General features: G+C 42.4%; 19 protein-coding genes. 14 read left to right on the top strand and 5 right to left on the bottom strand.

What is annotated here, in order from left to right; genetic code table 11:
- Positions 1-21: 21 nt before the first annotated feature.
- Positions 22-1974, bottom strand: a complete 1953-nt coding sequence (locus B3S92_RS02615) for a heme lyase CcmF/NrfE family subunit (protein ID WP_296202435.1) — start codon at positions 1972-1974, stop codon at positions 22-24.
- 473 nt (positions 1975-2447) lie between these two features.
- Entirely contained in the window at positions 2448-3776 is a 1329-nt protein-coding gene (locus tag B3S92_RS02610; protein ID WP_296202432.1) for a DUF445 domain-containing protein, read from the bottom strand.
- A 301-nt stretch (positions 3777-4077) separates the two neighbouring features.
- On the opposite strand from B3S92_RS02610, the gene mrdA reads away from it, so the two are divergent.
- From mrdA to B3S92_RS02560, 10 genes are all read left to right on the top strand, one after another.
- Positions 4078-6066: a penicillin-binding protein 2 gene (mrdA, locus tag B3S92_RS02605; RefSeq protein WP_077450949.1), complete on the top strand. Its 1989-nt coding sequence runs from the start codon at positions 4078-4080 to the stop codon at positions 6064-6066.
- A 114-nt stretch (positions 6067-6180) separates the two neighbouring features.
- Positions 6181-6954: an RsmD family RNA methyltransferase gene (locus B3S92_RS02600; RefSeq protein ID WP_296202430.1), complete on the top strand. Its 774-nt coding sequence runs from the start codon at positions 6181-6183 to the stop codon at positions 6952-6954.
- A gap of 263 nt (positions 6955-7217) precedes the next feature.
- Positions 7218-7646: a 50S ribosomal protein L13 gene (rplM, locus tag B3S92_RS02595; protein WP_028859267.1), complete on the top strand. Its 429-nt coding sequence runs from the start codon at positions 7218-7220 to the stop codon at positions 7644-7646.
- Between the two features lie 21 nt (positions 7647-7667).
- Positions 7668-8054 carry a 30S ribosomal protein S9 gene (gene rpsI / locus B3S92_RS02590; protein WP_028859266.1) on the top strand — a complete coding sequence of 129 codons (387 nt, stop codon included), beginning with the start codon at positions 7668-7670 and terminating at the stop codon, positions 8052-8054.
- A gap of 307 nt (positions 8055-8361) precedes the next feature.
- Positions 8362-8946 (top strand): ubiquinol-cytochrome c reductase iron-sulfur subunit, encoded by a 585-nt coding sequence (gene petA / locus B3S92_RS02585; protein WP_028859265.1) that lies wholly within the window; start codon positions 8362-8364, stop codon positions 8944-8946.
- A 23-nt stretch (positions 8947-8969) separates the two neighbouring features.
- Positions 8970-10175 carry a cytochrome b gene (locus B3S92_RS02580; RefSeq protein WP_208608047.1) on the top strand — a complete coding sequence of 402 codons (1206 nt, stop codon included), beginning with the start codon at positions 8970-8972 and terminating at the stop codon, positions 10173-10175.
- The gene (locus B3S92_RS02575) at positions 10175-10894 is read left to right on the top strand and encodes a cytochrome c1 (RefSeq protein WP_296202423.1); all 720 of its coding nucleotides are present in this window, start codon (positions 10175-10177) and stop codon (positions 10892-10894) included. Before B3S92_RS02580 ends, B3S92_RS02575 begins: the two co-directional genes overlap by 1 nt.
- A gap of 154 nt (positions 10895-11048) precedes the next feature.
- Complete coding sequence (locus B3S92_RS02570; RefSeq protein ID WP_077450953.1) at positions 11049-11663, top strand: glutathione S-transferase N-terminal domain-containing protein; 615 nt, start codon at positions 11049-11051, stop codon at positions 11661-11663.
- Positions 11664-11691: 28 nt separating this feature from the next.
- Positions 11692-12135, top strand: a complete 444-nt coding sequence (locus B3S92_RS02565) for a ClpXP protease specificity-enhancing factor (protein ID WP_296202419.1) — start codon at positions 11692-11694, stop codon at positions 12133-12135.
- 190 nt (positions 12136-12325) lie between these two features.
- Entirely contained in the window at positions 12326-12961 is a 636-nt protein-coding gene (locus B3S92_RS02560; protein ID WP_296202417.1) for a trimeric intracellular cation channel family protein, read from the top strand.
- Between the two features lie 131 nt (positions 12962-13092).
- Here the strand turns inward: B3S92_RS02560 and recJ are convergent, their stop codons facing one another.
- Positions 13093-14904: a single-stranded-DNA-specific exonuclease RecJ gene (recJ, locus tag B3S92_RS02555; RefSeq protein ID WP_296202414.1), complete on the bottom strand. Its 1812-nt coding sequence runs from the start codon at positions 14902-14904 to the stop codon at positions 13093-13095.
- Between the two features lie 365 nt (positions 14905-15269).
- Between recJ and B3S92_RS02550 the strand changes: the two genes are divergently transcribed.
- Positions 15270-15785 carry a hypothetical protein gene (locus B3S92_RS02550; protein WP_296202411.1) on the top strand — a complete coding sequence of 172 codons (516 nt, stop codon included), beginning with the start codon at positions 15270-15272 and terminating at the stop codon, positions 15783-15785.
- An 81-nt stretch (positions 15786-15866) separates the two neighbouring features.
- Here B3S92_RS02550 and B3S92_RS02545 read toward each other — a convergent pair whose 3' ends face one another.
- Both B3S92_RS02545 and B3S92_RS02540 read right to left on the bottom strand, forming a co-directional pair.
- Positions 15867-17480 (bottom strand): inorganic phosphate transporter, encoded by a 1614-nt coding sequence (locus tag B3S92_RS02545; protein WP_296202410.1) that lies wholly within the window; start codon positions 17478-17480, stop codon positions 15867-15869.
- 236 nt (positions 17481-17716) lie between these two features.
- Positions 17717-19378 carry an ATPase gene (locus B3S92_RS02540; protein ID WP_296202409.1) on the bottom strand — a complete coding sequence of 554 codons (1662 nt, stop codon included), beginning with the start codon at positions 19376-19378 and terminating at the stop codon, positions 17717-17719.
- A gap of 372 nt (positions 19379-19750) precedes the next feature.
- Here B3S92_RS02540 and B3S92_RS02535 point away from each other — a divergent pair, with 372 nt between their 5' ends.
- The 3 genes from B3S92_RS02535 (at position 19751) to B3S92_RS02525 (ending at position 22562) form a co-directional block, all read left to right on the top strand.
- A complete protein-coding gene (locus B3S92_RS02535; protein WP_296202406.1) occupies positions 19751-20431 on the top strand; it encodes an FFLEELY motif protein in 681 nt (226 codons plus the stop codon).
- Between the two features lie 262 nt (positions 20432-20693).
- Complete coding sequence (gene ubiE / locus B3S92_RS02530) at positions 20694-21776, top strand: bifunctional demethylmenaquinone methyltransferase/2-methoxy-6-polyprenyl-1,4-benzoquinol methylase UbiE (protein ID WP_296202404.1); 1083 nt, start codon at positions 20694-20696, stop codon at positions 21774-21776.
- 75 nt (positions 21777-21851) lie between these two features.
- Positions 21852-22562, top strand: coding sequence for a ubiquinone biosynthesis accessory factor UbiJ (locus tag B3S92_RS02525; RefSeq protein ID WP_296202403.1), 711 nt, complete (start codon positions 21852-21854; stop codon positions 22560-22562).
- The last annotated feature ends 61 nt before the right edge of the window (positions 22563-22623 follow it).

The raw sequence follows: 22623 nt of genomic DNA, 5'->3' as shown, positions 1-22623 counted from the left end.
AATGATTACCGGAAATAAAATCTATGCAGATTTTTTTAGACGATAGCGGCGATCTAGCATGCTGATAAGCGCCCCTAATGCCATAACGATAGCACCAGTCCATAGCCAAGCAATCATCGGCTTAACATAAATACGTACCGCCCAGTTCCCATTAGAATCATTTTCATCGATGGGCTCACCCAAAGCGACATATAGATCTCGGAAGAAAGTAGTTTGAATCCCAGCTTCGGTCATTGGCATACTGCTCACCACATAATTACGTTTTTGTGGATATAGAGTAGTGACAAACTTACCGTCTTTTTCTACCTTAATCTCAGCCTGAATGGCATCATAGTTTTTACCGCGCACCTCATCGAAGTCAACCAAAGTGAAATCATAATCTTTGATTTCAACCGTATCTCCCACGGTCATTGCTACGTCTTTCTCGACACTTAACGCACTCGTTACCCCAATACCTAGCGAAACAATAAGCACCCCAATATGAGCCAGTTGCATGCCCCAATAATGAGCTTTTAAACGCTTAATGCCTAAGCCAAGGCTGGCTGAGTTCTTGGTCTTATCTTTAATATCATAGATTATCCATCCCAGAACCCATAGACACAGTAAGCTGGTAACGACAATCTGTAGATTTAAACTTTGGGTAAATAAGTACGTAGCGATCGCTGCTAGTAACGCACTGCTGATTAAAATGGTAAGTGTGACGCCTAACAACGGACGCTTGTCCTGTTTCCAGCGCAAATTAGAGCCCATACCCATAGTTAATAATAGCAACCAAGTTAAGGGCACAAATAGCGCATTAAAATACGGAGGGCCTACCGATACCTGACCTAAATTAAAGAAGTCAGCAATAATAGGATACAGCGTGCCTAGTAGCACCACCAAAGTGGCCACTAATATTACGATGTTATTAATAACCAGTAGCGTCTCACGCGACTTTAAACCATAGTTACTTTCAACGGTTAAACGCCAACCACGTAACGCAAAGACAATGAGACCTGAGCCAATAACCACACCTAGAATAGCTAAGATAGCCAGACCACGAGTCGGGTCTGCCGCAAAAGAGTGAACAGAAGTAATCACCCCTGAGCGCACTAAGAAAGTGCCTAATAAGCTTAAAGCGAAGGCAAAGATAGACAGCATAATGGTCCATGCTTTGAACACACCGCGCTTCTCAGTTACTGCCAATGAGTGAATTAATGCGGTACAAGCCAGCCAAGGCATCAATGAAGCGTTTTCTACTGGATCCCAGAACCACCAACCGCCCCAGCCTAACTCATAATATGCCCACCATGAGCCTAGAGCGATCCCTAAAGTTAAGAAGCCCCAAGCAGCTAATGCCCAAGGGCGAGACCATCGAGTCCATACTGCATCGAGTCGTCCGGCCCATAATGCGGCCATACAAAAGGCAAAAGGAATCGCCATGCCGACATAACCCATGTACAGCATAGGAGGGTGGAAAATTAGACCGGGGTCTTGTAATAGTGGGTTTAAGTCTGCCCCATCCACAGGCACATTAGGCAGGGTTCTTTCGAAAGGCGATGAGGTGAAAATAAGCATGGCCAGCATCATTAACTGCACAGCGCCTAAAATCACCAATACTCTGGCCCGCATATTCAGCGGTAAGCCTCGGCTAAACCAAGCCACCATGGCCGACCAGCCCGCTAAAATGGTTACCCATAATAGTAAAGAGCCTTCGTGACCACCCCAAGTTGCTGATAACTTATAGAACCAAGGCAATAACGAGTTTGAATGCTGAGCCACATAGACTAAGGTAAAGTCGTTATAGAAGAAGCCAGCCATAAGTGTTAAGAAAGATATCAACACTGCGACGAATTGTGACCAAGCCAAACTTGGTGCCAAACGTTGCAAATGACTCTGATTTCGTGCAATACCAATGGTAGGCAGCACCACTTGCAATAAAGCCAAAATCATTGATGCAACTAATGCAAAATATCCTAGCTCAGTAATTACCATATTCGCTCGCCCTAATACTACTATGCTGTTGCTTAAGCTTGGTAGGAGTTATTAAAGACAACCCCTATTCTAGTAAGCGTATAAATATTTATTAAAACCTATTTTGTTAAATAACAGGATCTAAACTCAAATCAAATGTTTACCTTACCGTGGGTGCTAGATAAATCATTCTTTAATTTTACTGTGTTGATTCATTGTCAAAAACAGACCCTTCAAAAAATAGAAGGCCAAAACAAAAGGGCTGTAACCTTATTACTGCTTACGACTCAAGCTTACTTTGATTAGATGCTATTTATTGTCTATTAAGGTTTTTCTACTATCTCTTGACGAACAAAGCCACTCAAACTATAGAGTGGCTTTACCTTTATTTGCACATCACAGTTGATATATCCCTATAATATTTTATATATAGTTATATTGTATAGTGTCGATGGCCATATAGATAGCTTCAGCTAAGCACATATTTTAGCACTTTATCCGCTCACTGGGAAAAATACTAAAATTAAATGCAACCAACCTGCTAAGAAACCGGTGACTCCGCCTAGGATAATCAAGGTCGTTTCATCTTCTCTAAAGGCGGGACGTAATAAGTTTTGGAACTCGTGCGAAGTCAGTGCCTTAATACGCTCACAGAATAAGCCATAAATCTTCTCGGCTCGACTTTTATTCAACTCAGGATCACGGATAGGCACCATGGTGGCATCAATTGATTTATCAATAATGGTATTTTTCAACTGACCAAATTCACGTCTGCCTAAGCCTAATCTTAAAGTGGTGCTAACCACTGGAGACTCTAGGATACCATACAAGTGATTTTTCATTAGATTACGGGTTTCTGCCGCTTTTGGCCCATACATCATTTCATTCATGATGTTCTCTAACGTCACCAGCTCTTCTACCACGATAGCAGCAAAGACTTCAGAAACTTCTGGCTGACGCTTCATAAAGCCCCCTTGCCAGTAATAGGTGTCTATTCGAGGTAACACGGGCACAATAAAGGGGAAACCTTTTACCCGCTTAAATAAACGAATATATTTGATAGGCTTGGGATCAACTGGGTTAAACACCATCCAAATGGCAATCCAGTTGGTTAAAAAACCCCAAATCGCTGCAAAGAAAGGAACCGTCCAGTGTTGAGGCACCAGCAAATAAATAAACATTTGCACGATACCAAAGATAAACCCAATCAGCGCACTAATGTGCCAAATGAAGTTGATTTCTTTTTGACCTACCTTTAAGAACATATTGACCATTAAACGACGGTCATTTTCCATGGTGCGCACGATCATTTGGCGCATATCGACTAATTCTTCGACATTATAGGTCAGATCAACCACCAGCTCGCGCATAATAGAAGGCAGCTGCTCATGGGCATAACTATAAATACGGCGCTTTACAGCGTAAGGTAAGTTACTCCACAACGAAGCGGAGCGCTCATTCATAATCTCGTCAATAAGGTGCTCAAGATTGGCATCGACGGTTTTAGTAATAAAGTCGGCCATCTCTTCAGGCTCCATCGCCTTGAAGAACTCATCAAGTGACCCAAGCTTTGATAAGGTTTGATCAACAATAACACCCGATATTTTCCCGGCTTTGCGCGGCACAATACCTTGCCAGCCAATACCCTGCCAGTCATAAGGCAAGTTTGGAATTTTTATACCCCAAAATTTAATAGGGTAAAACAACATTTTCAAAGCCATCCAAACGTGCGCCCACGTAACGAATGCCGTTACAAATGGAATGGTTAACATTGCAAAAAATTCAGGATGCGCGCTTAAGACTTGCCAGATAGAAGAAAACATGTTGGATATATCACTTATACTTAGGTTAAAGGAACCTATTTCCATGTTATTGTAATGTCAGTGTGCAAAATTCTAACACACAAGCTATAGATTTACTTAAATCAACTCACCCGTCCTAGTGAGTCCTGATAATAGCGTGATATGAACCCAAACTGCAACAGTTTTCCCTGCACTAAAAATCATTGAGCAATAGAATGAGCTTTGATTTGTTATGATATAATTGCTGCCACTGGTTACTTTGATTAACCACCTCCCCTTCAAGCTCTATTTCCTTTTTCATCCTGCTAAGTATATAAATTTAATGAAACAACCCCTCTCTTCAGATACTCGCCAAGAAAATCGCAGTTTTTTAAACCGCATTTTATTTGCTGCGCTATTTATATTCTTAGGTCTCTCAGGACTAATGGCTCGCTATTGGTATTTACAAGTATATTCTCACGAAAAATATACCACTCAAGCTGAGAATAACCGGGTTAAGCTAATCTCAGACCCTCCTTCTCGCGGCTACATTTACGATAGAAACGGTCATTTATTGGCGGATAACAAACCGGTATTTACGGCCATGCTTAGCCCTGATGAGGTGCAAGATCCAAAACGCACCCTTGAGTTGTTGATGCCCATTTTCGATCTAACGGATGAAGAGGTTACCGATATTTTGGCTCGTATAGAACAAAGTAAAAATGATCCCGTCACCATTAAAATTGGCATTAATGATCAACAGATGGCTCAATTTAGTGAGCGAAAGCCTTTTTTTAAAGGGGTAAGCATTCAAAGTAAGCTCACTCGCAGCTATCCTCATGACGAATTATTTGCTCATGTGATTGGCTATGTGGGCCGTATTAATGACAAAGAATCTAAAGAAATTGATAAAGAGCGTTATGCGGGGACAGACCTCATTGGCAAAATTGGTATCGAAAAATACTATGAGGACTTATTGTTAGGTAAAGCAGGCCACCAAGCGGTAGAAACCAACGTTCATGGTGATATTTTACGTAAGCTGGACAACACACCGCCTGTGCCTGGTAATGACATCTACCTTAGCTTAGATTATGGACTGCAAAAAGTAGCCCAAGATCAGCTAAATGGTCGTAGAGGAGCTATTGTTGCTATTGACCCCCAAAACGGCGATGTACTGGCGTTTGTAAGTAACCCAAGTTTTGATCCCAACCCTTTTATTTCAGGTATCTCGTTCAAGGATTATGGCGCCCTACGCGACGATCCTGATCAGCCTCTTTATAACCGGGCTTTGCAAGGTATGTATCCTCCTGCATCTACCATTAAACCCTTTGAAGGACTGGGTGTGATTCATTATGGGCTAATGGGCTGGAATGATACCATTTATGATCCAGGCTACTTTACTTTACCAGGAGATAGCCACCGCTTCCGTGACTGGAAAAAAGGCGGCCATGGTACAGTTAACCTTACCAAATCCATCGTGATGTCGGTCGATACCTACTATTATAAGCTGTCGTATCAAATGGGTATCCAACGCTTACATGATTGGATGGTTCGTTTCGGATTTGGTAGCCCTACAGGAATTGACTTACCCAATGAGAAAGCAGGGGTAATGCCGTCACCCCAATGGAAAATGGATACTTATGACAAAGCTTGGCTCCCTGGTGAGACCATCTCAGTCAGTATTGGTCAAGGCTACTTCTTAGCCACCCCTTTACAAGTAGCCAATGCTACAGCCATGACAGCCAACCTCGGCAAAAAGCTAACCCCCCATATGTTGAAACGCTCAGAAGGCGCAGCGGAAGTGCATCCTATCGATAGACCTACTGGTACGATTGATTTTAATGGGACTGAGGCTGACTGGTTAAAGATGCGTGATGCTATGGAAGAAACCATTAAACGAGGGACCGGTAGAGGCATCTATACCAACCGCTACCGGATTGCTGGTAAAACCGGGACTGCCCAGGTTAAATCTATTGCTCAAGGTAAAAGCTATAATAAAGCAGCCTTAGATAAGCGTCACTGGGACCATGCTTGGTTTACAGGCTTTGCTCCCGTTGAGGATCCACAAATTGCGGTCGCTGTCTTAGTAGAAAACGGCGGTGGCGGTAGCTCAACAGCGGCTCCTATTGGACGAGCTTTATTTGATTACTGGATGCTGCGTCGACCCAATGACCCTATTAATCCTCCTAGTGCAGAGGAGTTAGAGATCATCAGAGCAGAGAAAGCAGCAGCCAAGGCGCAGTTAGACGCTGAGCGTGAAGCAAAAGAAGCTTTAGAAGAAAAGGCAAAACAAGCTGAGGCCAATAAGCCTGAAACAAAACCAACCACTTAGCCCCTAAACACTGACTTATGTCACTCAAAGCTCTTAAAGCATATAGACATAAGACTTTAATGAAATCAAAACGTGTCTAAAAGCACGTGAAAACTGTATTTAAAGGTCAAGGCAATGAACGCCAAACGAAACCGTCCACATAGAGCTGCTGAAGCAAGATACTCTACAAAAAAGCCTGCTGGCTCTCGTCAGGCTGCTACTAGAAGCAACGCTAAAGCAACCGGTCAAGTTCGCATCATTGGGGGTCAGTTTCGCCGTCAATTAGTCCCCTTTATAGATGCTGACGGCTTACGACCTAGCCCTGATCGGTTAAGAGAGACTCTGTTTAACTGGATCCAGTTTGATCTTCATGACGCCCATGTGTTAGACCTCTGTGCCGGGAGTGGCGCCTTAGGCTTTGAAGCTTTATCGCGTGGAGCAAGTTGGGTCGACTTTATTGAGCTTCAGCCAAATCAAGCCAGTCTCATCTCGCAAACGGCAGAAAAACTTAAATTACCAAACGATAGCTTTCGAGTATCCTTAGGGAATGCCTTAGAGCTAATTTCCACACTGCCCAGACTAAAACCTATTAGTAACCTGCACAGCTCTGATAATAATTCTGATAGCAATGCTGACAGCAGTTCTGATAAAGGGGCAGCAAACTCCCCTACCGATAAACTTTGCTATCATATCGTCTATGTGGACCCTCCTTATGATCTTGACCTCTGGGTACCTATGCTAGATTTACTAATCGGGCATCAACTGGTTAACTCCCAAACTTTGTTCTATATAGAAGATAAGAGAGAATTAACTCAAACTCTTGCGCAGCTGCCCTATAACTATAATGTGTTAAAACAAACTAAGATGGGTCAAGTTTTTGCAAGTCTGATTCAAATAGAGCAAATCTAACCGCCCTATTCAGGAAATATATCGCTTGTGGCCCTCAAAATAGACTATAATTTGTGCAATCAATAAGTTTTTAGCTTGGCTAAAGTAGCTTTTAGAGAAATAAAGCCTTCTATTTACAATCTTATATTGCTTTTTTTGTAGCCAATGACTACAATGTGCGTCTGTTTTTTGAGAGCCCCGTTTCCCCCAACACTCTCAACGACAGTGAAGCAGTTTAGCTGTTTCACAGATAACTGCTTCACTTGATAACTTAAGGTTTAATCATGAAAACACAAAGTGCAAAGCCCGCTGAGGTTACTCACGATTGGTATATCGTCGATGCTGAAGGTAAAACTTTAGGTCGCCTTGCCACTCAAATCGCTCATCGCCTTCGCGGTAAGCATAAGCCATCTTTCACTCCGCACGTAGATACTGGCGATTATATCGTTGTTATCAATGCAGACAAGATTGCTGTAACTGGTAAGAAAGCCCAAGACAAAAAATACTATCGTCACAGTGGCTACCCTGGCGGTATCAAAGAGACTAACTTCACTAAGTTAATCGCTCATAAGCCAGAAGAAGTTCTTTTGAAAGCCGTAAAAGGTATGTTACCTAAAGGCCCTCTTGGTTATGCTACCATTAAGAAGTTGAAGCTATACGCTGGTACTGAGCATCCACATGCCGCCCAGCAGCCTAAAGAACTAGACATCTAATCGCATAATCAGGAGTAAGTTATGGAACGCAATTACGGAACTGGTCGTCGTAAAACGTCAACTGCCCGTGTCTTTTTATCAAAAGGTACTGGTAATATCGTTATCAACGGCAAACCACTTGATGAATACTTCGGTCGTGAAACTTCACGCATGGTTGTTCGTCAGCCACTAGAATTACTTGATTCAGCTGAGTCATATGATATCTACGCTACTGTTAAAGGTGGTGGTATCAATGGTCAAGCCGGTGCTATCCGTCATGGTATCACTCGCGCGCTAATCGAGTCTGACGAAACTCTTAAGCCTGCTCTTAAAGAAGCTGGTTTCGTTACTCGTGACTCACGTCAAGTTGAACGTAAGAAATTGGGTCTACGCAAAGCGCGTAAACGTCCTCAATTCTCTAAGCGTTAATTTATTTGATAGGCAGTGTTGTATTTGCTTATTTAATATTAAAAAAACCCTTGTTGACTCAAGGGTTTTTTTATTTTTACAGATGCGAATTTATTTTATTACTAAAATAGCTTAGAATAGACACAATTAGTAATATTAGGCAAAGCCAATGTAACCCAACATTTATTATTAATGACAAATAGCATTATGGAATTAAACGTTATTGTCTTCTTATTGCATTGGGTTTTACATACCAGTATGAAAAGTAGCGAGTACCTTATATACTAAGCCTCGTCTTTTCATGACTTTTATCTGGAGGAAGTTTTTAATGAGCCATGCCGAAGGCGTCAACATAAAACGCCGTAGAGTTCTGATCGCTTCAACTGCTGCTATAGGCGCAGTTGGGGTTGCTTCGGTGGCCACACCATTCGTGCGCTCTTGGTATCCAAGTGCGAAGGCCGAAGCTGCAGGTGCTGCCGTTACACAAGACATTAGTGCTATCGAAGATGGCCAAATGATTGTGGTTAAATATCGCGGTAAGCCAATTTTTGTCGTTAAGCGTACCGAAGAGATGGTGGCTAACTTAGAGAAGGTAACTCCTCAGCTAAGTGATCCCAATTCGGATGCTTCAGTACAGCCTGAATATGCCAAGAACGCTACTCGCTCACGTGAGCCTAGCGTTTTAGTTGTGGAAGGTGTTTGTACCCATCTAGGGTGTGCCCCTAACTACCGTCCAGAAGTAGGTGCTGCTGATTTAGGTGGTAATAGCTGGTTCGGCGGATTCTTCTGCCCTTGCCATGGCTCAAAATACGACCTAGCTGGCCGTGTTTACAGTGGTGTTCCTGCTCCGACTAACTTACCAGTACCAGAATACAGCGTAGATGGTCCTATCTTAACTGTTGGGGAGGCGTAATCATGAGTTTTGGTAAAAAAATGATGAGTTGGGTTGATGCCCGCTTCCCTGCTACTGAGACCTATGAATATCATATGTCAAAGTACTACGCGCCAAAAAACTTTAACTTTTGGTACTTCTTCGGTGTGTTATCGATGATTGTGTTGGTCAACCAGTTAGTAACTGGTATTTGGCTAACCATGATGTTTAACCCAAGTGCTGAAGGCGCGTTTGCCTCTGTTGAATACATCATGCGTGATGTAAAAGGCGGTTGGTTGATTCGCTATATGCACTCTACGGGTGCTTCTGCCTTCTTCGTAGTAGTCTACCTACACATGTTCCGCGGTATGCTCTATGGCTCGTATAAGAAGCCTCGTGAGCTTATCTGGTTAATTGGTATGGGTATCTACCTATGTCTAATGGCGGAAGGCTTCTTCGGTTATCTATTACCTTGGGGTAACATGTCATTCTGGGGTGCTCAGGTTATTCTTAACTTACCTGCAGCTATTCCTGTTATCGGTGATGGCCTTGCTGAATGGGTTCGTGGTGACTACCTAATCTCTGGTATTACCCTAAACCGTTTCTTCGCCCTTCACGTTGTGGCAATTCCTCTGGTATTAGTTGGCTTAGTATTTATTCACTTAGTAGCCCTACACCACGTGGGTTCAAACAACCCTGATGGCGTTGATATCAAAAAGCTTAAAGATAAAAACGGTGTGCCTTTAGACGGCGTTCCATTCCACCCTTACTACACTGTGCATGACATGGTTGGCATCGTGGTATTCTTCATTATCTTCTTTGCTGTGATCTTCTTCTTCCCAGAAGGCGGTGGTTTCTTCTTAGAAAAACCAAACTTTGAAGCGGCAAACGCTCTGAAAACCCCACCACACATTGCACCAGTTTGGTACTACACCCCATTCTATGCAATCTTACGTGCGGTTCCAGATAAGTTAGGTGGTGTTATTGCCATGGGTGGCGCGATTGCTATGCTATTCTTACTACCTTGGTTAGACCGTTCACCTGTGAAGTCTATTCGTTACAAAGGTATCTTATCTAAGATTGCTCTAGGTATCTTCGTGGTTAGCTTCTTAGTATTAGGTTACTTAGGTGTGGCTCCTGCTACTCCAGTTAACACTATCCTAGGTCGTATCTTTACTATCTTGTACTTCTTATATTTCTTATTGATGCCAATTTACACATCAATTGAGACATGTAAGCAGCCACCTGAACGCGTTACTGGAGGTCACTAATGAGTGCTTTAACTAAATCATTGACCGGCTTCGGACTTGGTGTTGCTCTAACACTAGCTGCCACCACATCTGCCCAAGCGGCAGGTGGTGAGAGCTGTGGTACCTTCACTAACGCTGATGGGGTTGAAGAACACCTAGCTTGTAGTACTGCACCAATCGACTTTGCTAACAAAGGGTCATTACAACGTGGTGCTACCATGTTCATGAACTACTGTGCTGGCTGTCACACTGCGAAATACGTGCGTCATTCTCGTATTGCTCAAGATTTAGAGATTCCACCTGAACTGGTTGAAAAATACTTATTGGTGACCTCTGATCAGATTGGTGATCATATTGATAACGGTGTTGATCCAGACATTCAAGCCGGTTGGTTCGGTGCACCACCACCAGATTTATCGCTAGAAACTCGCTTACGTAGTGATGATTGGGTTTATACCTACCTACTAAGCTTCTACGAAGATCCAAGTCGTCCTTGGGGTGCCAACAACTTGGTACTACAGAACGCAGCGATGCCTCACGTTCTAATCAACTTACAAAATGAGTTAGGCGAAGAAGAGTATCGTAGCCGTGTGGGTGACCTAGTCAACTTCATGGCTTGGATGGCAGAGCCTGTTCGTGAAGACCGTAAGCGTTATGGTTTCTTCGTGATTATCTTCTTATTAATTTTATTAATCCCAGTTTATCTATTAAACAAAGAGTTCTGGAAAGACGTTAAATAATCTCTCCTAGCTTTTAATAACCTAGAGAACTGAGAAAAAAGACGATAGAAATCTATCGTCTTTTTTTATGCCTTAAATTTGGTAAAGATTCTGCAATTGATTAACCTAGGCAGTTTGGTTACTATGCTACTCTATTCATTGCTTTATGTAGTCTATGATTGATCCTAAAGACATTCCTGACAGCCAGATTGTGCTGTATGCTGATGATGGGTACGATAGCCATGTGGTCCGACTGTTGTTAGCAGAAAAAAAAGTAAAGTACTATTTATCGCTCCTTGATAGTGAACGACCAGAAGATTTGCGTCAGTTAAATCCTTACAATACCATTCCGGTTTTGGTACATCGTGACTTTAGCTTATATGAGCTTAATGTTATTTTTGAGTATCTAGAAGACAGATTCCATGGTCACAAGCTATTGCCCGATACCCCCAAGCAAAAAGCACTACAGCGTCAACTGGCTTGGCGTATCCAAAATGACTGGTTAAAGTTGGGGCGTATTTTATTAACCCATAAAGACAGCATTAACCCGCAACAAGCTAAAATTGCAAATCAAAAGCTGTCTGATGCCTTAGTGACTTTGTCGCCAATATTTGGTCAAACTAATTATTTTATGTCGGATGAATTTGGCTGGTGTGATGTGCTGCTAGGAGCTATGCTATATCGTTTGGATGAGATGCAGATAGAGCTGCCTACTCATTTATGTCGACCGCTGCTTGAGTACCAAAAGCGACTGTTTGAGCGGGACAGCTTTATACAAACCATGGCATAAATAAATTTAAAATATAACCGAGGTTACCATGACAGAAGAATTAAAATTGACCCCTACTCGCCCTTATATGATTAGAGCTTTTTATGAATGGCTAGAAGACAATTCGCTGACCCCCTATTTGCTTGTTGATGCCACCCAAGATAATTTAGTGATACCCACCGAGCACGTCCAAAATGGTCAAATCGTATTAAATATTGCCAGCCAAGCCACGGGTAATATGAATATTGATAATAACTACATCAATTTTAATGCCCGATTTGGGGGAGTTTCTCGTGAGCTGTGGATACCTATGCAGGCTGTGATGGCGCTCTTTGCCAAAGAAAATCAGTCTATCGCCATGCCATTTGACCCTGCAGAGTATGACGACTATACCCCTGAAGACCCTGAACCTTCTAATAATAAGTCTACTCCGGCTTCTAAAGCAGATACCATAGAGCGGGCTAAAAAAGCAGGGTTAAAAATCCTAAAATAAGTAGCTAACTAACCTTTCAAACCATTAGCTACTACTTAAAACCATTAGCTGCTATAAGTTAAGCTATCCAAATAGCACAAAACCATTGATAATAGCGAGGTCTCTTTTTAGAGGCCTTTTATTTGCGCCAATAAATAATTGTCAGGTTATGACGAATAACCCCCCCCATTAACTTATTGTGTGATGAAACATGCCCAGTTATTACATTACTCCAGACCTGTTAATCTATCTATTTGATATGGTCGGGGTTGTTGCCTGTGCCATTGCTGGCACCCTACTTGCACAGCATAAAGGATTTGATATTGCAGGCTGTATCTTGGTCTCTATGGCCAATGCCATCGGTGGCGGTACCATTCGTGATGTGATAATCGACCGCCATCCCTTGTTTTGGATGACAGACTTAAATTACATCATTGTAATTACCATTACCTCCTTAGTGCTTCAGATATTCTTTCATCTTTATCATAAAATCGACACCGCATTAAAGTTCTTTGATGCCATTGGTCTTGCCGCTTTTAGTGTTATTGGTCTAAAAGTAGCCCTTTCACAAGGGGTTGCACCAGCAATTGCAGTTTTAATGGCGGTATGTACAGCTATTGTCGGTGGCATGGTTCGAGATATTATCTGTAATGAAATTCCTTTGGTGCTGCAAAGAGAAATTTATATTACCGCTAGTGTGATTGGCTCATGCTGTTATTTTGTGATGCAAGCCATTGGAATCGAACCCGGTATTAATGACCTGTTAACGCTGGGTATTATTTTCTTCATTCGTATATTGGCACTGATTTTCGACTGGCACTTACCGTCTATCCGCTTAGTAGATTAGTAGCTTATAGAATAAAAAGAGCCTAAACGTCACCGCTTAGGCTCTTTATTTGTGGTTGCTACTTATTTGGTAAAATCTTATGAGCTATGATCCTATTAGCCCCACTCAATCAACTAGGTGAGCTAGGGCATTTAAGGCACTATCTGCGTTACCGCTAAATCTTTAACTATCATTTGGATGTTTTGATTGCCGTTCCATTCATTAATATTTAGCTCAAACAGCACATGCACCTCTTTGGCTCTATAGTCCCACTTATCGGTATCGTAGTTAAACCAAATAGCGTCTACCGGATACAGCACTCCAGGATACTTTAAAGATAGCTTTAAATGCTTGTCTTTCAAAATTCGGCTATCTAATACTTCAAAAACCCCATCAAATTGTGGGGCCACAAAACCATGACCCCAGATATGACTGTGGGTCAATGCCTCAACAAACTGTAAACTAAAGTCTTCGGCTATCAGCTCCCCATCGGTAAATTGTTCTTGTTCAAATACTGAGGCTTCCAATTTTTGCATTAACTGCTCAAACGCTTCAGAAAAGGCTCCAAAATCCTTCTTTTTGAGGGTAAGCCCTGCTGCCATAGCATGACCGCCAAAATGAGTAATCAGCTCAGGATGGCTTTCTGCAATGCTCTCAATAGCATCTCGGATATGAATCCCTGGAATAGATCGGGCCGACCCTTTTATCGCATCTTCCGGCCCCACTTTGGCCTCATCAGCGGGCGCAAATACGATCGCTGGTCGATAGTGCGTTTCCTTTAGACGGCCAGCCACGATTCCAATAACCCCTTGATGCCAATCGTCTTGATATAAAATCAAGCTGCGTAAATCACTTGGCTTTGTCTTAGTATCCTCGGGGTCAGCGTCTTTTGCCTCAGTAGCCGCAGTCTGCTTCTGCTCAGAGGACTGTAATTGCCGTAAAATATCATCGGCTTGCTCACGCATTCCGCCCTCTACAAAGCGGCGCTCTTTATTGAGCTTATCTAACTCAAAAGCTAAGCGTTTTGCCTCTTGCATATTGTCCGCCATCAAGCATTCGATACCAATACGCATATTGTCCATACGCCCAGCTGCATTGACACGAGGCCCAATGACGAAGCCGAAGTCTTGTACGCTCATCTTTTGTGGATCACGGCCAGCAAGCTCAAGCAACGCTAGAATACCCAATGAGCAACGACCTTCGCGTATGGCCGCTAAACCATGAGCCACTAGAGTTCTGTTGTTGTGATCTAGTACCCCAACATCGGCTACAGTGCCTAAAGCCACTAAATCTAAATAGCGGCTAACTTGGGCACTTGAACGCCCTGCATCACGTCGATATTTAGACAGCCGACCCAGTAAATAAAAGGCGACCCCTACCCCTACCAAAGCCTTACTATCAAACTCACATTGCAGTTGATTGGGATTAACCACAGCGTGTGCCGCAGGGTTGTGCTTAGTGGTTAAATGGTGATCAGTAATCACCACCGTAATACCATTTTCTATCGCCTTATCCACTCCCTCATGACTTGAGATGCCATTATCCACAGTGACAATAACGTCAGGATTATATTCCTCAATGCCTAACTGCACTATTTCAGGAGTTAATCCATAGCCGTACTTAAATCTGTCTGGCACCACAAAATCTACTTGAGCTCCCATCTCCCCTAAGACTCGCATCATTAACGCGGTACTGGTTGCCCCGTCACAATCAAAATCGCCTACGATTAATATGCGCTGTTGACTTTCAATAGCGGCGTCTAGAATCTGGACGGCTTCGTCAATATCTTTTAGGCCATCAGCAGGCAGTAAGGTGGCCAATCCATAATCTAGAGCCTCACTGCTGGTTACCCCTCGGGCCAAAAACAAGCGGGTTAAAGTCGGAGAGTATTGATATAAAGTCTGTAAACCTTCAGGCAAATCAGCAGGCAGGGTTCCAGTAAATCTTGGGGTCAAATTCAACATAATTTTTAAATATTTAACTCATTAAGGGAAATAGGTTAGCGGAGAGAGAAAAAATTAATTTAATAAAAGACAATTAGGGCAGTAGCATAATTTTTAAATTAAAATTATAATTTTTTACAAAACTTACGTGCTTAGGCGTTGTAGAAACAAACGCACACTTGTGTCAAACTGTGGATTCTTTAAAATTGACCCTATAAATGCAAATTTGCACTATAAACCAATAGCTTATTAATTGAACTGTGACCTTTTCTAAGGCAATAAATGACTTCATTATACTATTAGGTAGGTCTTTATATATATTTCGTCTTAGTAGCAGTTTCTGAAACAAGCTTTACTATTTTAAACAAGCTCTATAAGGATGCTTCATGATAACTCTTCCAGCCGCTGAAAAACTCCCAGAAACCATTGATCCTAATTTAAATCTAGAAAAGATCAAAAAAGAATGTCAAAAACTGGTCAAAAAACGCGCTAAATATTCAGCCGGCGCTGCCATTATTCCAGTACCTTTTGTTGATATTGCAATCGATGCTGGCATCTTAACCCAATTACTTCCAGAAATCAGTGCCCGTTTTGGTCTAATCTCTGAGCCTGAATCTGCTATCGATTTAAACGCTAAAGAGATTCATTGGAACGAAATGAAAAACCGTGCGGTAGACTTTGCCGGCTTAATGGCTACTCGTGGTGTTGTGAAGAAAACCGTACAGGGTTATGGTGGACGTATTGTGGCCAAGCAAGTGACTAAGTTTATCCCACTGGGCGGTCAAATGGTTGCTGCTACTATGGGCTATATGATCTTCAAAAAAATTGCCAATGACCACATTGACCAGTGCTATAAGCTGGCTAAAAACATTCAACAAAAACAAAATGGCCAAAACGTTTAATCTTTTTGGCCCGCAGTAATAAACAAAGCCCCCATATTATGGGGGCTTTATTTCATTCAATATAACAGTCTATTTACTGCCTTAGAAAATGCTGGTCAAAATCAGGTAACTGATCATAGACATGGTAGCTGCTGCTGGCAGAGTAACTACCCAAGCCAGACCAATCGGCTTCATTAGACCCCAGTTGGTATTTTTATTGACCATACCAATGCCCAGTACTGCCCCTACTAATACGTGTGTACTAGATACTGGCAGACCTAACATAGAAGCCCCCATTACCACCGCTGCAGCTGATAGCTCAGCTGAGAATCCAGAAGCGGGATGCATTTGGGCTAAGTTGGTTCCCACAGTTTGAATTACTTCTTTACCAATGAACCATAGACCCACAATCAGTGCCACACCAAAGGTGATCATAACCGGAGCAGGTACCGCCGCTTCACTGGCAATAGCATTGGTACGAATAACGTCCATAATCGCTGCAAAAGGACCCACCGCGTTGGCAATGTCGTTAGCACCATGACTAAATGCGAAACCAGCAGCAGTAAAGACCTGCATCCAGCTAAATAGAATAAAAGTAGCTCGAGTTAAGTCCTCTTTTTGCTTACCTTTAATGCTCTTAGTGTAGATATAAGTGGTCAGCCAAATCAGCGCGCCCACCATGATCATTAATAAGAAACCATGTAATGAGGTCAGGGTCATCTGCACATTACTTAAGCCTTTAAACACAACCATGGCGGTCATTACCACACCACCAAAAGCTGCAATTAAAGGAACCCAATGACGCAAGGCTTTTAAGGTATCAATACTGGCTCTTTCACGCTCAATATCATAAAGCTCTTGGTAATAATCGGTTTCTAAGTCGTCACGTTCTGTGTCTTCATCCTTAAAGATTTCTTGGTCACGGACCATTTTTGAGGTATAGGAAATCTGTAACGATTCAGCCAGCTCATTTAACCACTCTTTATGGCGTTTTTTGAGTGCTTTTTTCGCCGCTTTTAACTCTTTAACCCGCTCCTCTACTCGGTCATTGTAAGCTAAGATATTTGACTTAATTTGACCATATAAGAAGTAGGCCAAAAAACCGCCTAATAAAGGAGAAATAACCCAAGAGATGGCAATTTGCCCCACCTGATCCCACTGTACTGTTGATAAAGCGGTCTCGGTACCCCCAATCTGAATACCCATTATCACAGAACTACCGACCACACCCCCAATAATTGAATGGGTCGTAGAGACAGGCAGTCCTTTCTTGGTGGCAAACAATAGCCAAAACGCAGCAGCAATCAGGGCTGACAACATCACATAGATAAATAAGTTGGGGGTAACCGCTGGACCTAAGACATCTAAGTCCACAATGCCTTTACGAATGGTGTCAGTTACTTCACCACCGGCAATAACCGCTCCGGATACCTCAAAAATAGCAGCAACTGCTAAAGCTTGGGGAATAGTTAGTGTCCCCGCGCCTACGGAGGTACCAAATGAGTTGGCGACATCGTTACCACCGATATTGAAGGCCATAAAGATGCCAAATAAAGTGGCAACGATAAACAGCGTCGTTTGCTGATGGTTAGTATAATCTAGACCCCACCAGATAAAGTAAGCCGTAAAAGCAAAAAGAAAAAGACCAAAAGTAAGGTTAGCCTTTGCTGATCCCTTAAAATGGGCACCACTAGGTGTAGTTGACTTTGGAAGCATGATATTTCTGAGCCAATCGGAGGTGAAAATGTAAAACCCCGAGAGATCGGGGCTTCAATGAATTAAAACAAGTCCGTTTGATCAAGACAGTTATCAACCCTACGCCGTATAGGACTTAAGCTGTATTTTAACGCAAGGTTATCAACATTATTTGATAGGCATTAACGCCCATTATAAATAAATTGCGTATATTATACCCTTGTCAGATTGAACTTGAAACATCTGTTTTTCTAACCTCAAATTTTAATCACTTTTTCAAGCTGTGCAATGGCGTGATCCAGTACGGCCAATCGTGCAGTTCGCTTGTCATTAGTAGCGACAACATGCCAAGGCGCCTGCTTGGTATTGGTTCGTGCCAGCATATCAGCGGCCGCTTGTACATACTCGTGCCATTTGTCACGATTGCGCCAATCATCTTCGGTCAGTTTAAACTGTTTGTGCGGAGTCTCTTTTCTTTCCTCAAAGCGCTCTAACTGCTCTTGCTTATCTATGGCCAGCCAATATTTAATAATAATAGTGCCCTTCTCCGCCAAGTCACGCTCCATACGGTTAATCTCTTCATAAGCACGTTGCCAAGCGGCTTCACTAGCAAACCCCTCAACTCTTTCTACCAGTACCCGGCCATACCAAGTCCTATCAAAAATTGCGATACGGCTTAAACGCTCCTCTTTTAAGGTTGGAGAAAACTCTGGCAGACGCCTCCAAAACCGCCATAAATAAGGGTGTTGCTGTTCCATACGGTTGGGGGCAGAAATATTATAAATTTGATACTCACGAGGGTCTAAGGGAGCAACTAGCCGTTTAATAGCCCCTCCCTTACCAGCTGCATCCATCCCTTCAAAGGCAAATATCACATGATGATTGGTGGGCTCCCCATCCCCCTCTTTGCCTTTATAGTCGGCACGAGCTCGTAACAGCTCAGCCAATCGATTTTGTTTTTTTGCCAACGCTTTTTGATAATTAGTTTTACCCATGTCTGGATCATCAATATCGGTCAGCTTATCGGGAATATCAGCCCAAGAAAAGGCGGCATTGATATTGCGAGTAATCTCAGATACCAAAGGATGTTTGCTGTCATTTTGCTGACTGCTTAACAGCGCACTCTGAGTGGCATGCAGTACTTCATGGCAAAACTGCAGGTTGGCCTCTTCAGAATAGCCTTGATCTTTATACTCTTTTTTAGATTTATTTTCGGTAATCTCTTGCGGCTCACTGCCATCAAGAATAATCCAGTCTTGCTGTTGGCTTAAAATTACTTTGGCAATCTTATTAAAACGTTTAACCTTCTTTTTATCCTGCCAATCCATGTGATACAACCATTCAGGATCGTCTTTATCATCTTTGATACGATGCTTTAAGGTGTCCTCATCTATATGGAACCAACATTTTAATAACTTGGTATGGTTATTCATTAAGTCCATTTCAAACTCGGCCAACAAGTTCAATTGATGGCGCAAATAGACTTCCCACGCTTCAAACTCATCCTCTTTATCCTTTGATTTCTCCTGCTTCATCAATAGCAGTGCGCCTTCAATAAGATCGGCATACCAGTTACCAAAATAAGCAGTGATATTGCCATGACGCGGCAGCTTCGCCACGTGTGCCTGCCATATAGGCTCATATTTACTGGGCACAGTGCCTATGGTCGCTTCCACATTTAATAATCTTGGATCTACCCACTGGCGTAACTGAGTCACGGCTGCCCCTTTGCCTGAGTACTCCATGCCATTGACTAAGACCAACAAACCAGTGGCTTGCCCTTGCTGACGGGTCTCACGCAGTGCATATTGAGCCTTGACCAATTCTAAACGCAGCTGCTCCTCATCCATATGGAATTTACTCAAAGGATCCGCAGTAATACGCAGTTCTTTGTTTTCATTTTTATTATCTTTAGACATTTTTTATCCTTTAAAATAAATCTCTACCTGTCAAAAGGTTTATCCAGGCTTTTACCTATAATTTAGGGTAGGCTTTGATATTATGTAGCGCTTACATATAGTATTATCACAATTAAAATCAGGTTTGATAAAATAAGGCTAAATTGTATTGATGTCACTATAATGCATATACTAAATGCAATGCTACAGATTAATACAATGCCACAGATTTATGACAACGAATATCGCTTGCTACATAATTCATATTTAACTCATACCAAATTAACCGGCATAGTCTTGGTTAATTGATTTTATTTTGTCTGTTTTTTATTGAACCTTTTTAAGAATATTGTCATATAAAATATTTTACTAAAACTACTCAGGAGTTTACCTATGTCTGCCTTATCCGATTTAAGTGTTGAGTTAAAACAATTTTGGGAACTGCCCCATCACAATGACCCTAAGCTTGCAGCAAAGTTAGCAGAAGTTCAAAGCTGGCAAAAAGACCGTATCCGCAATACCCATGCCGATCTTTTTTCTCAACCAAAAAACAAACCTATGGCAGACTACTTTTTGACCCATTTATATGGTGGTGATAGCTTAAATCAAATCGTCAGCCAGCTTGAAAAGATTGTGCCAAAAGCGCAAAAGGTTGAGAAACTAGCCCCTTCTAATGCTTTAGAAACGGGTACTTTAGGGGTGGAAACGGCCATTACTTCTACCAAACTGGACCTTAAATTGGCTCAGTGGCTGATAGAAAATGACCTTGAGGTCAATGAAGCCAATATGAAAAAAGCTTATTTGGCTGTTAATGATGAAGCTGCTCGTCGTCAGCAAATCGAAGATTTAAAACAGGTGTGCTACCGCAGTGATAAATACTTGAACTCATTTATCGTACAAAAGTCTTTTAAACTGGTAAAAAAACAGGCTTACAAACGTAACCTTCAGCCTTTATATGACTTTATCGACGCTGGTTTTTCAGCCATGAAGCCTCTAAAAAGTGTTGGTAGCTTTATTGACCCTTTCTGTGAGCGTGAGCTGGCTATTATCGACGAAGTGCATCAGGGTGCCTAACCAATCCACCTATTAAGGTACGGCTGCCTATTTAGATTAGTCGCTATATAAGCAGCTACTGCCTATTTGATGTATGATAACAGCCATCAACCCCCTTTATTTGCGGTTAGCCATTGAGTGTAAAAACTGGGTCTAGAAAGTAATAAAGCCTTAGTAGATTAAAATCAATAGTCTTAAATTACTCTACACTCAGTTGCTGACCTCCCAACATTATTTTTACCCACATAATTTTAATTAATAAATACTAAAATCAGGATCCCTAATGAGCCAGTCCAATAATCAAAATAACGACACTGCAAGCCTACAAAATAAATTGGTCCAAGACACCATTGATCACAATCATCAAACCAATGCCCAAGTGCAGCAGTCTTTACAATCTAATTCTGCCAAGCAAACCGTGCTAAATGACCAGTTTAGCGATGTCAATCAATTACCAGCAGGTACGCCACAAGGTCAGCAGACTACCCGTCCTTATGCTGCTCAAACCGAGTCAAATAGCACCCAGCCTACTCAACACTTTGAAAACTTCACCGGTCAGCATGATCTACCTCGCTTTAACCCCAAAGATGATATCAACAACCCCCACACTCCTGATACCGATGGTTTAGAAGAAACCCACTTTGGCTATAAGAAAGTTAAAAAAGCGGAGAAACAAGCCAAGGTAGCTGATGTATTCACCTCTGTGGCCAAGAAATATGACATCATGAACGACTTGATGTCTTTTGGTATCCACCGTTTATGGAAGCGCTACACAATCAGCCTTTCAGGCGTGCGCGCAGGTCAGCATGTGTTAGACATTGCAGGCGGTACGGGAGATTTAGCCAAGGCATTTAGCCGTGAAGTGGGTCGTAACGGTAGAGTGGTCTTATCAGACATCAACGCAGCGATGCTAGATGTAGGCCGCGAGCGCTTAATCAATGCGGGCTGTAACAACGTTGACTTCGTGTTGGCAAATGCCGAAACTCTAGCCCCTTTTGAAGATGAAAGCTTTGACTTATTAACCATAAGTTTTGGTCTGCGTAACGTTACTGATAAAGATGCGGCTTTACGCGCTATGTACCGTGTATTAAAGCCAGGTGGTCGCTTATTGATCTTAGAGTTCTCTAAACCTATTTTTGAGCCTTTATCAAAAGCGTATGATTTGTACTCATTTACTGCCCTACCTTTAATGGGCAAGATTGTGGCCAATGATTCAGAAAGCTATCAGTATTTGGCAGAATCTATTCGCATGCACCCTGACCAGCAAACCCTGAAAAACATGATGGAAAATGCAGGCTTTGTAAACTGTGATTACCACAACCTAACCGCAGGTATCGTGGCCGTTCACCGTGGCTTTAAAAAATAAGAACAGCACTATATAAGACGGCCCTGACTCTTCTTTCACAGTGAGCAGACTCAACAATTTTTTAGGCAGTGATTTATGATTACAGTTCTCCTATTAACCGGCATAGAAAAACTTATAAACTTTGCTATTTTGAGCGATGAAATCACCAAGTCTGGGCTCGCTCCTCTATCAGGTAAAGTTTTACGCTTAACTATGGCCATGCCTGAATTTAGCATTGATGTGCACTTCAATGAGGATCACATCAGATTTGAGCCTGTGTCTAAAGTTGAGCATAGTGTGTTTGAAACACCAGGTACCGTAGCTTCTGACCGAGATCAAGCCTGGCAAGAATATGTGTCTATTGGTAGCATCCTGCCAGACTGTACCATTAAAGTAGACAACCCTGCCGAGCTATTGAATCTAATGCGTGATGCCAGTGGTAATCTGCCCATTGAAGGCGACTATCGAGTATTGATGCAAGTCAAACAGCTTATTTCGGGCTTCAATCCAGATATTGCCGGTCAGCTTGAGCCGTTAATTGGCAAACCTCTTGCAATGCAGCTGAACCTTTTAATTAAATCCTTAAAAGGCAATGTGCGTCATACTGCTAAGCATGCGTTTAATGATGTCGCTGATTGGGCCAATGAGGTAGCTGGCAATCAACCTCCTGACCCAGTGGAGGAACAAGAGGCTAATGATTTAAAACAACAGCTTCTTAAACTGCGTGCTGATGTTCAGCGCGAAGAGGCCCGACTGGCGATGATTAAAGCGGAGCAGGCTCGCCTCAAAGGGGACAATCAGTCTTAAAGCAGACCCAGGTTATCAACCATAGTATACAAGTCTAAGGCAGAGCTTTAGCTCTCTGCTT

Origin of the sequence: Psychrobacter sp. UBA3962 (genome assembly GCF_002385225.1) — a bacterium.
Lineage (GTDB): Bacteria > Pseudomonadota > Gammaproteobacteria > Pseudomonadales > Moraxellaceae > Psychrobacter.
The sequence above is the reverse complement of the archived record's forward strand: the minus strand, read 5'-3'. Positions and strand labels throughout refer to the sequence as shown.

Excerpts from the sequence above, each read along its gene's own strand:
- B3S92_RS02615 (WP_296202435.1), bottom strand. The coding sequence starts at position 1,974 with ATGGTAATTACTGAGCTAGGATATTTTGCATTAGTTGCATCAATGATT.
- B3S92_RS02610 (WP_296202432.1), bottom strand. The coding sequence starts at position 3,776 with ATGTTTTCTTCTATCTGGCAAGTCTTAAGCGCGCATCCTGAATTTTTT.
- mrdA (WP_077450949.1), top strand. The coding sequence starts at position 4,078 with ATGAAACAACCCCTCTCTTCAGATACTCGCCAAGAAAATCGCAGTTTT.
- B3S92_RS02600 (WP_296202430.1), top strand. The coding sequence starts at position 6,181 with ATGAACGCCAAACGAAACCGTCCACATAGAGCTGCTGAAGCAAGATAC.
- rplM (WP_028859267.1), top strand. The coding sequence starts at position 7,218 with ATGAAAACACAAAGTGCAAAGCCCGCTGAGGTTACTCACGATTGGTAT.
- rpsI (WP_028859266.1), top strand. The coding sequence starts at position 7,668 with ATGGAACGCAATTACGGAACTGGTCGTCGTAAAACGTCAACTGCCCGT.
- petA (WP_028859265.1), top strand. The coding sequence starts at position 8,362 with ATGAGCCATGCCGAAGGCGTCAACATAAAACGCCGTAGAGTTCTGATC.
- B3S92_RS02580 (WP_208608047.1), top strand. The coding sequence starts at position 8,970 with ATGAGTTGGGTTGATGCCCGCTTCCCTGCTACTGAGACCTATGAATAT.
- B3S92_RS02575 (WP_296202423.1), top strand. The coding sequence starts at position 10,175 with ATGAGTGCTTTAACTAAATCATTGACCGGCTTCGGACTTGGTGTTGCT.
- B3S92_RS02570 (WP_077450953.1), top strand. The coding sequence starts at position 11,049 with ATGATTGATCCTAAAGACATTCCTGACAGCCAGATTGTGCTGTATGCT.
- B3S92_RS02565 (WP_296202419.1), top strand. The coding sequence starts at position 11,692 with ATGACAGAAGAATTAAAATTGACCCCTACTCGCCCTTATATGATTAGA.
- B3S92_RS02560 (WP_296202417.1), top strand. The coding sequence starts at position 12,326 with ATGCCCAGTTATTACATTACTCCAGACCTGTTAATCTATCTATTTGAT.
- recJ (WP_296202414.1), bottom strand. The coding sequence starts at position 14,904 with ATGTTGAATTTGACCCCAAGATTTACTGGAACCCTGCCTGCTGATTTG.
- B3S92_RS02550 (WP_296202411.1), top strand. The coding sequence starts at position 15,270 with ATGATAACTCTTCCAGCCGCTGAAAAACTCCCAGAAACCATTGATCCT.
- B3S92_RS02545 (WP_296202410.1), bottom strand. The coding sequence starts at position 17,480 with ATGCTTCCAAAGTCAACTACACCTAGTGGTGCCCATTTTAAGGGATCA.
- B3S92_RS02540 (WP_296202409.1), bottom strand. The coding sequence starts at position 19,378 with ATGTCTAAAGATAATAAAAATGAAAACAAAGAACTGCGTATTACTGCG.
- B3S92_RS02535 (WP_296202406.1), top strand. The coding sequence starts at position 19,751 with ATGTCTGCCTTATCCGATTTAAGTGTTGAGTTAAAACAATTTTGGGAA.
- ubiE (WP_296202404.1), top strand. The coding sequence starts at position 20,694 with ATGAGCCAGTCCAATAATCAAAATAACGACACTGCAAGCCTACAAAAT.
- B3S92_RS02525 (WP_296202403.1), top strand. The coding sequence starts at position 21,852 with ATGATTACAGTTCTCCTATTAACCGGCATAGAAAAACTTATAAACTTT.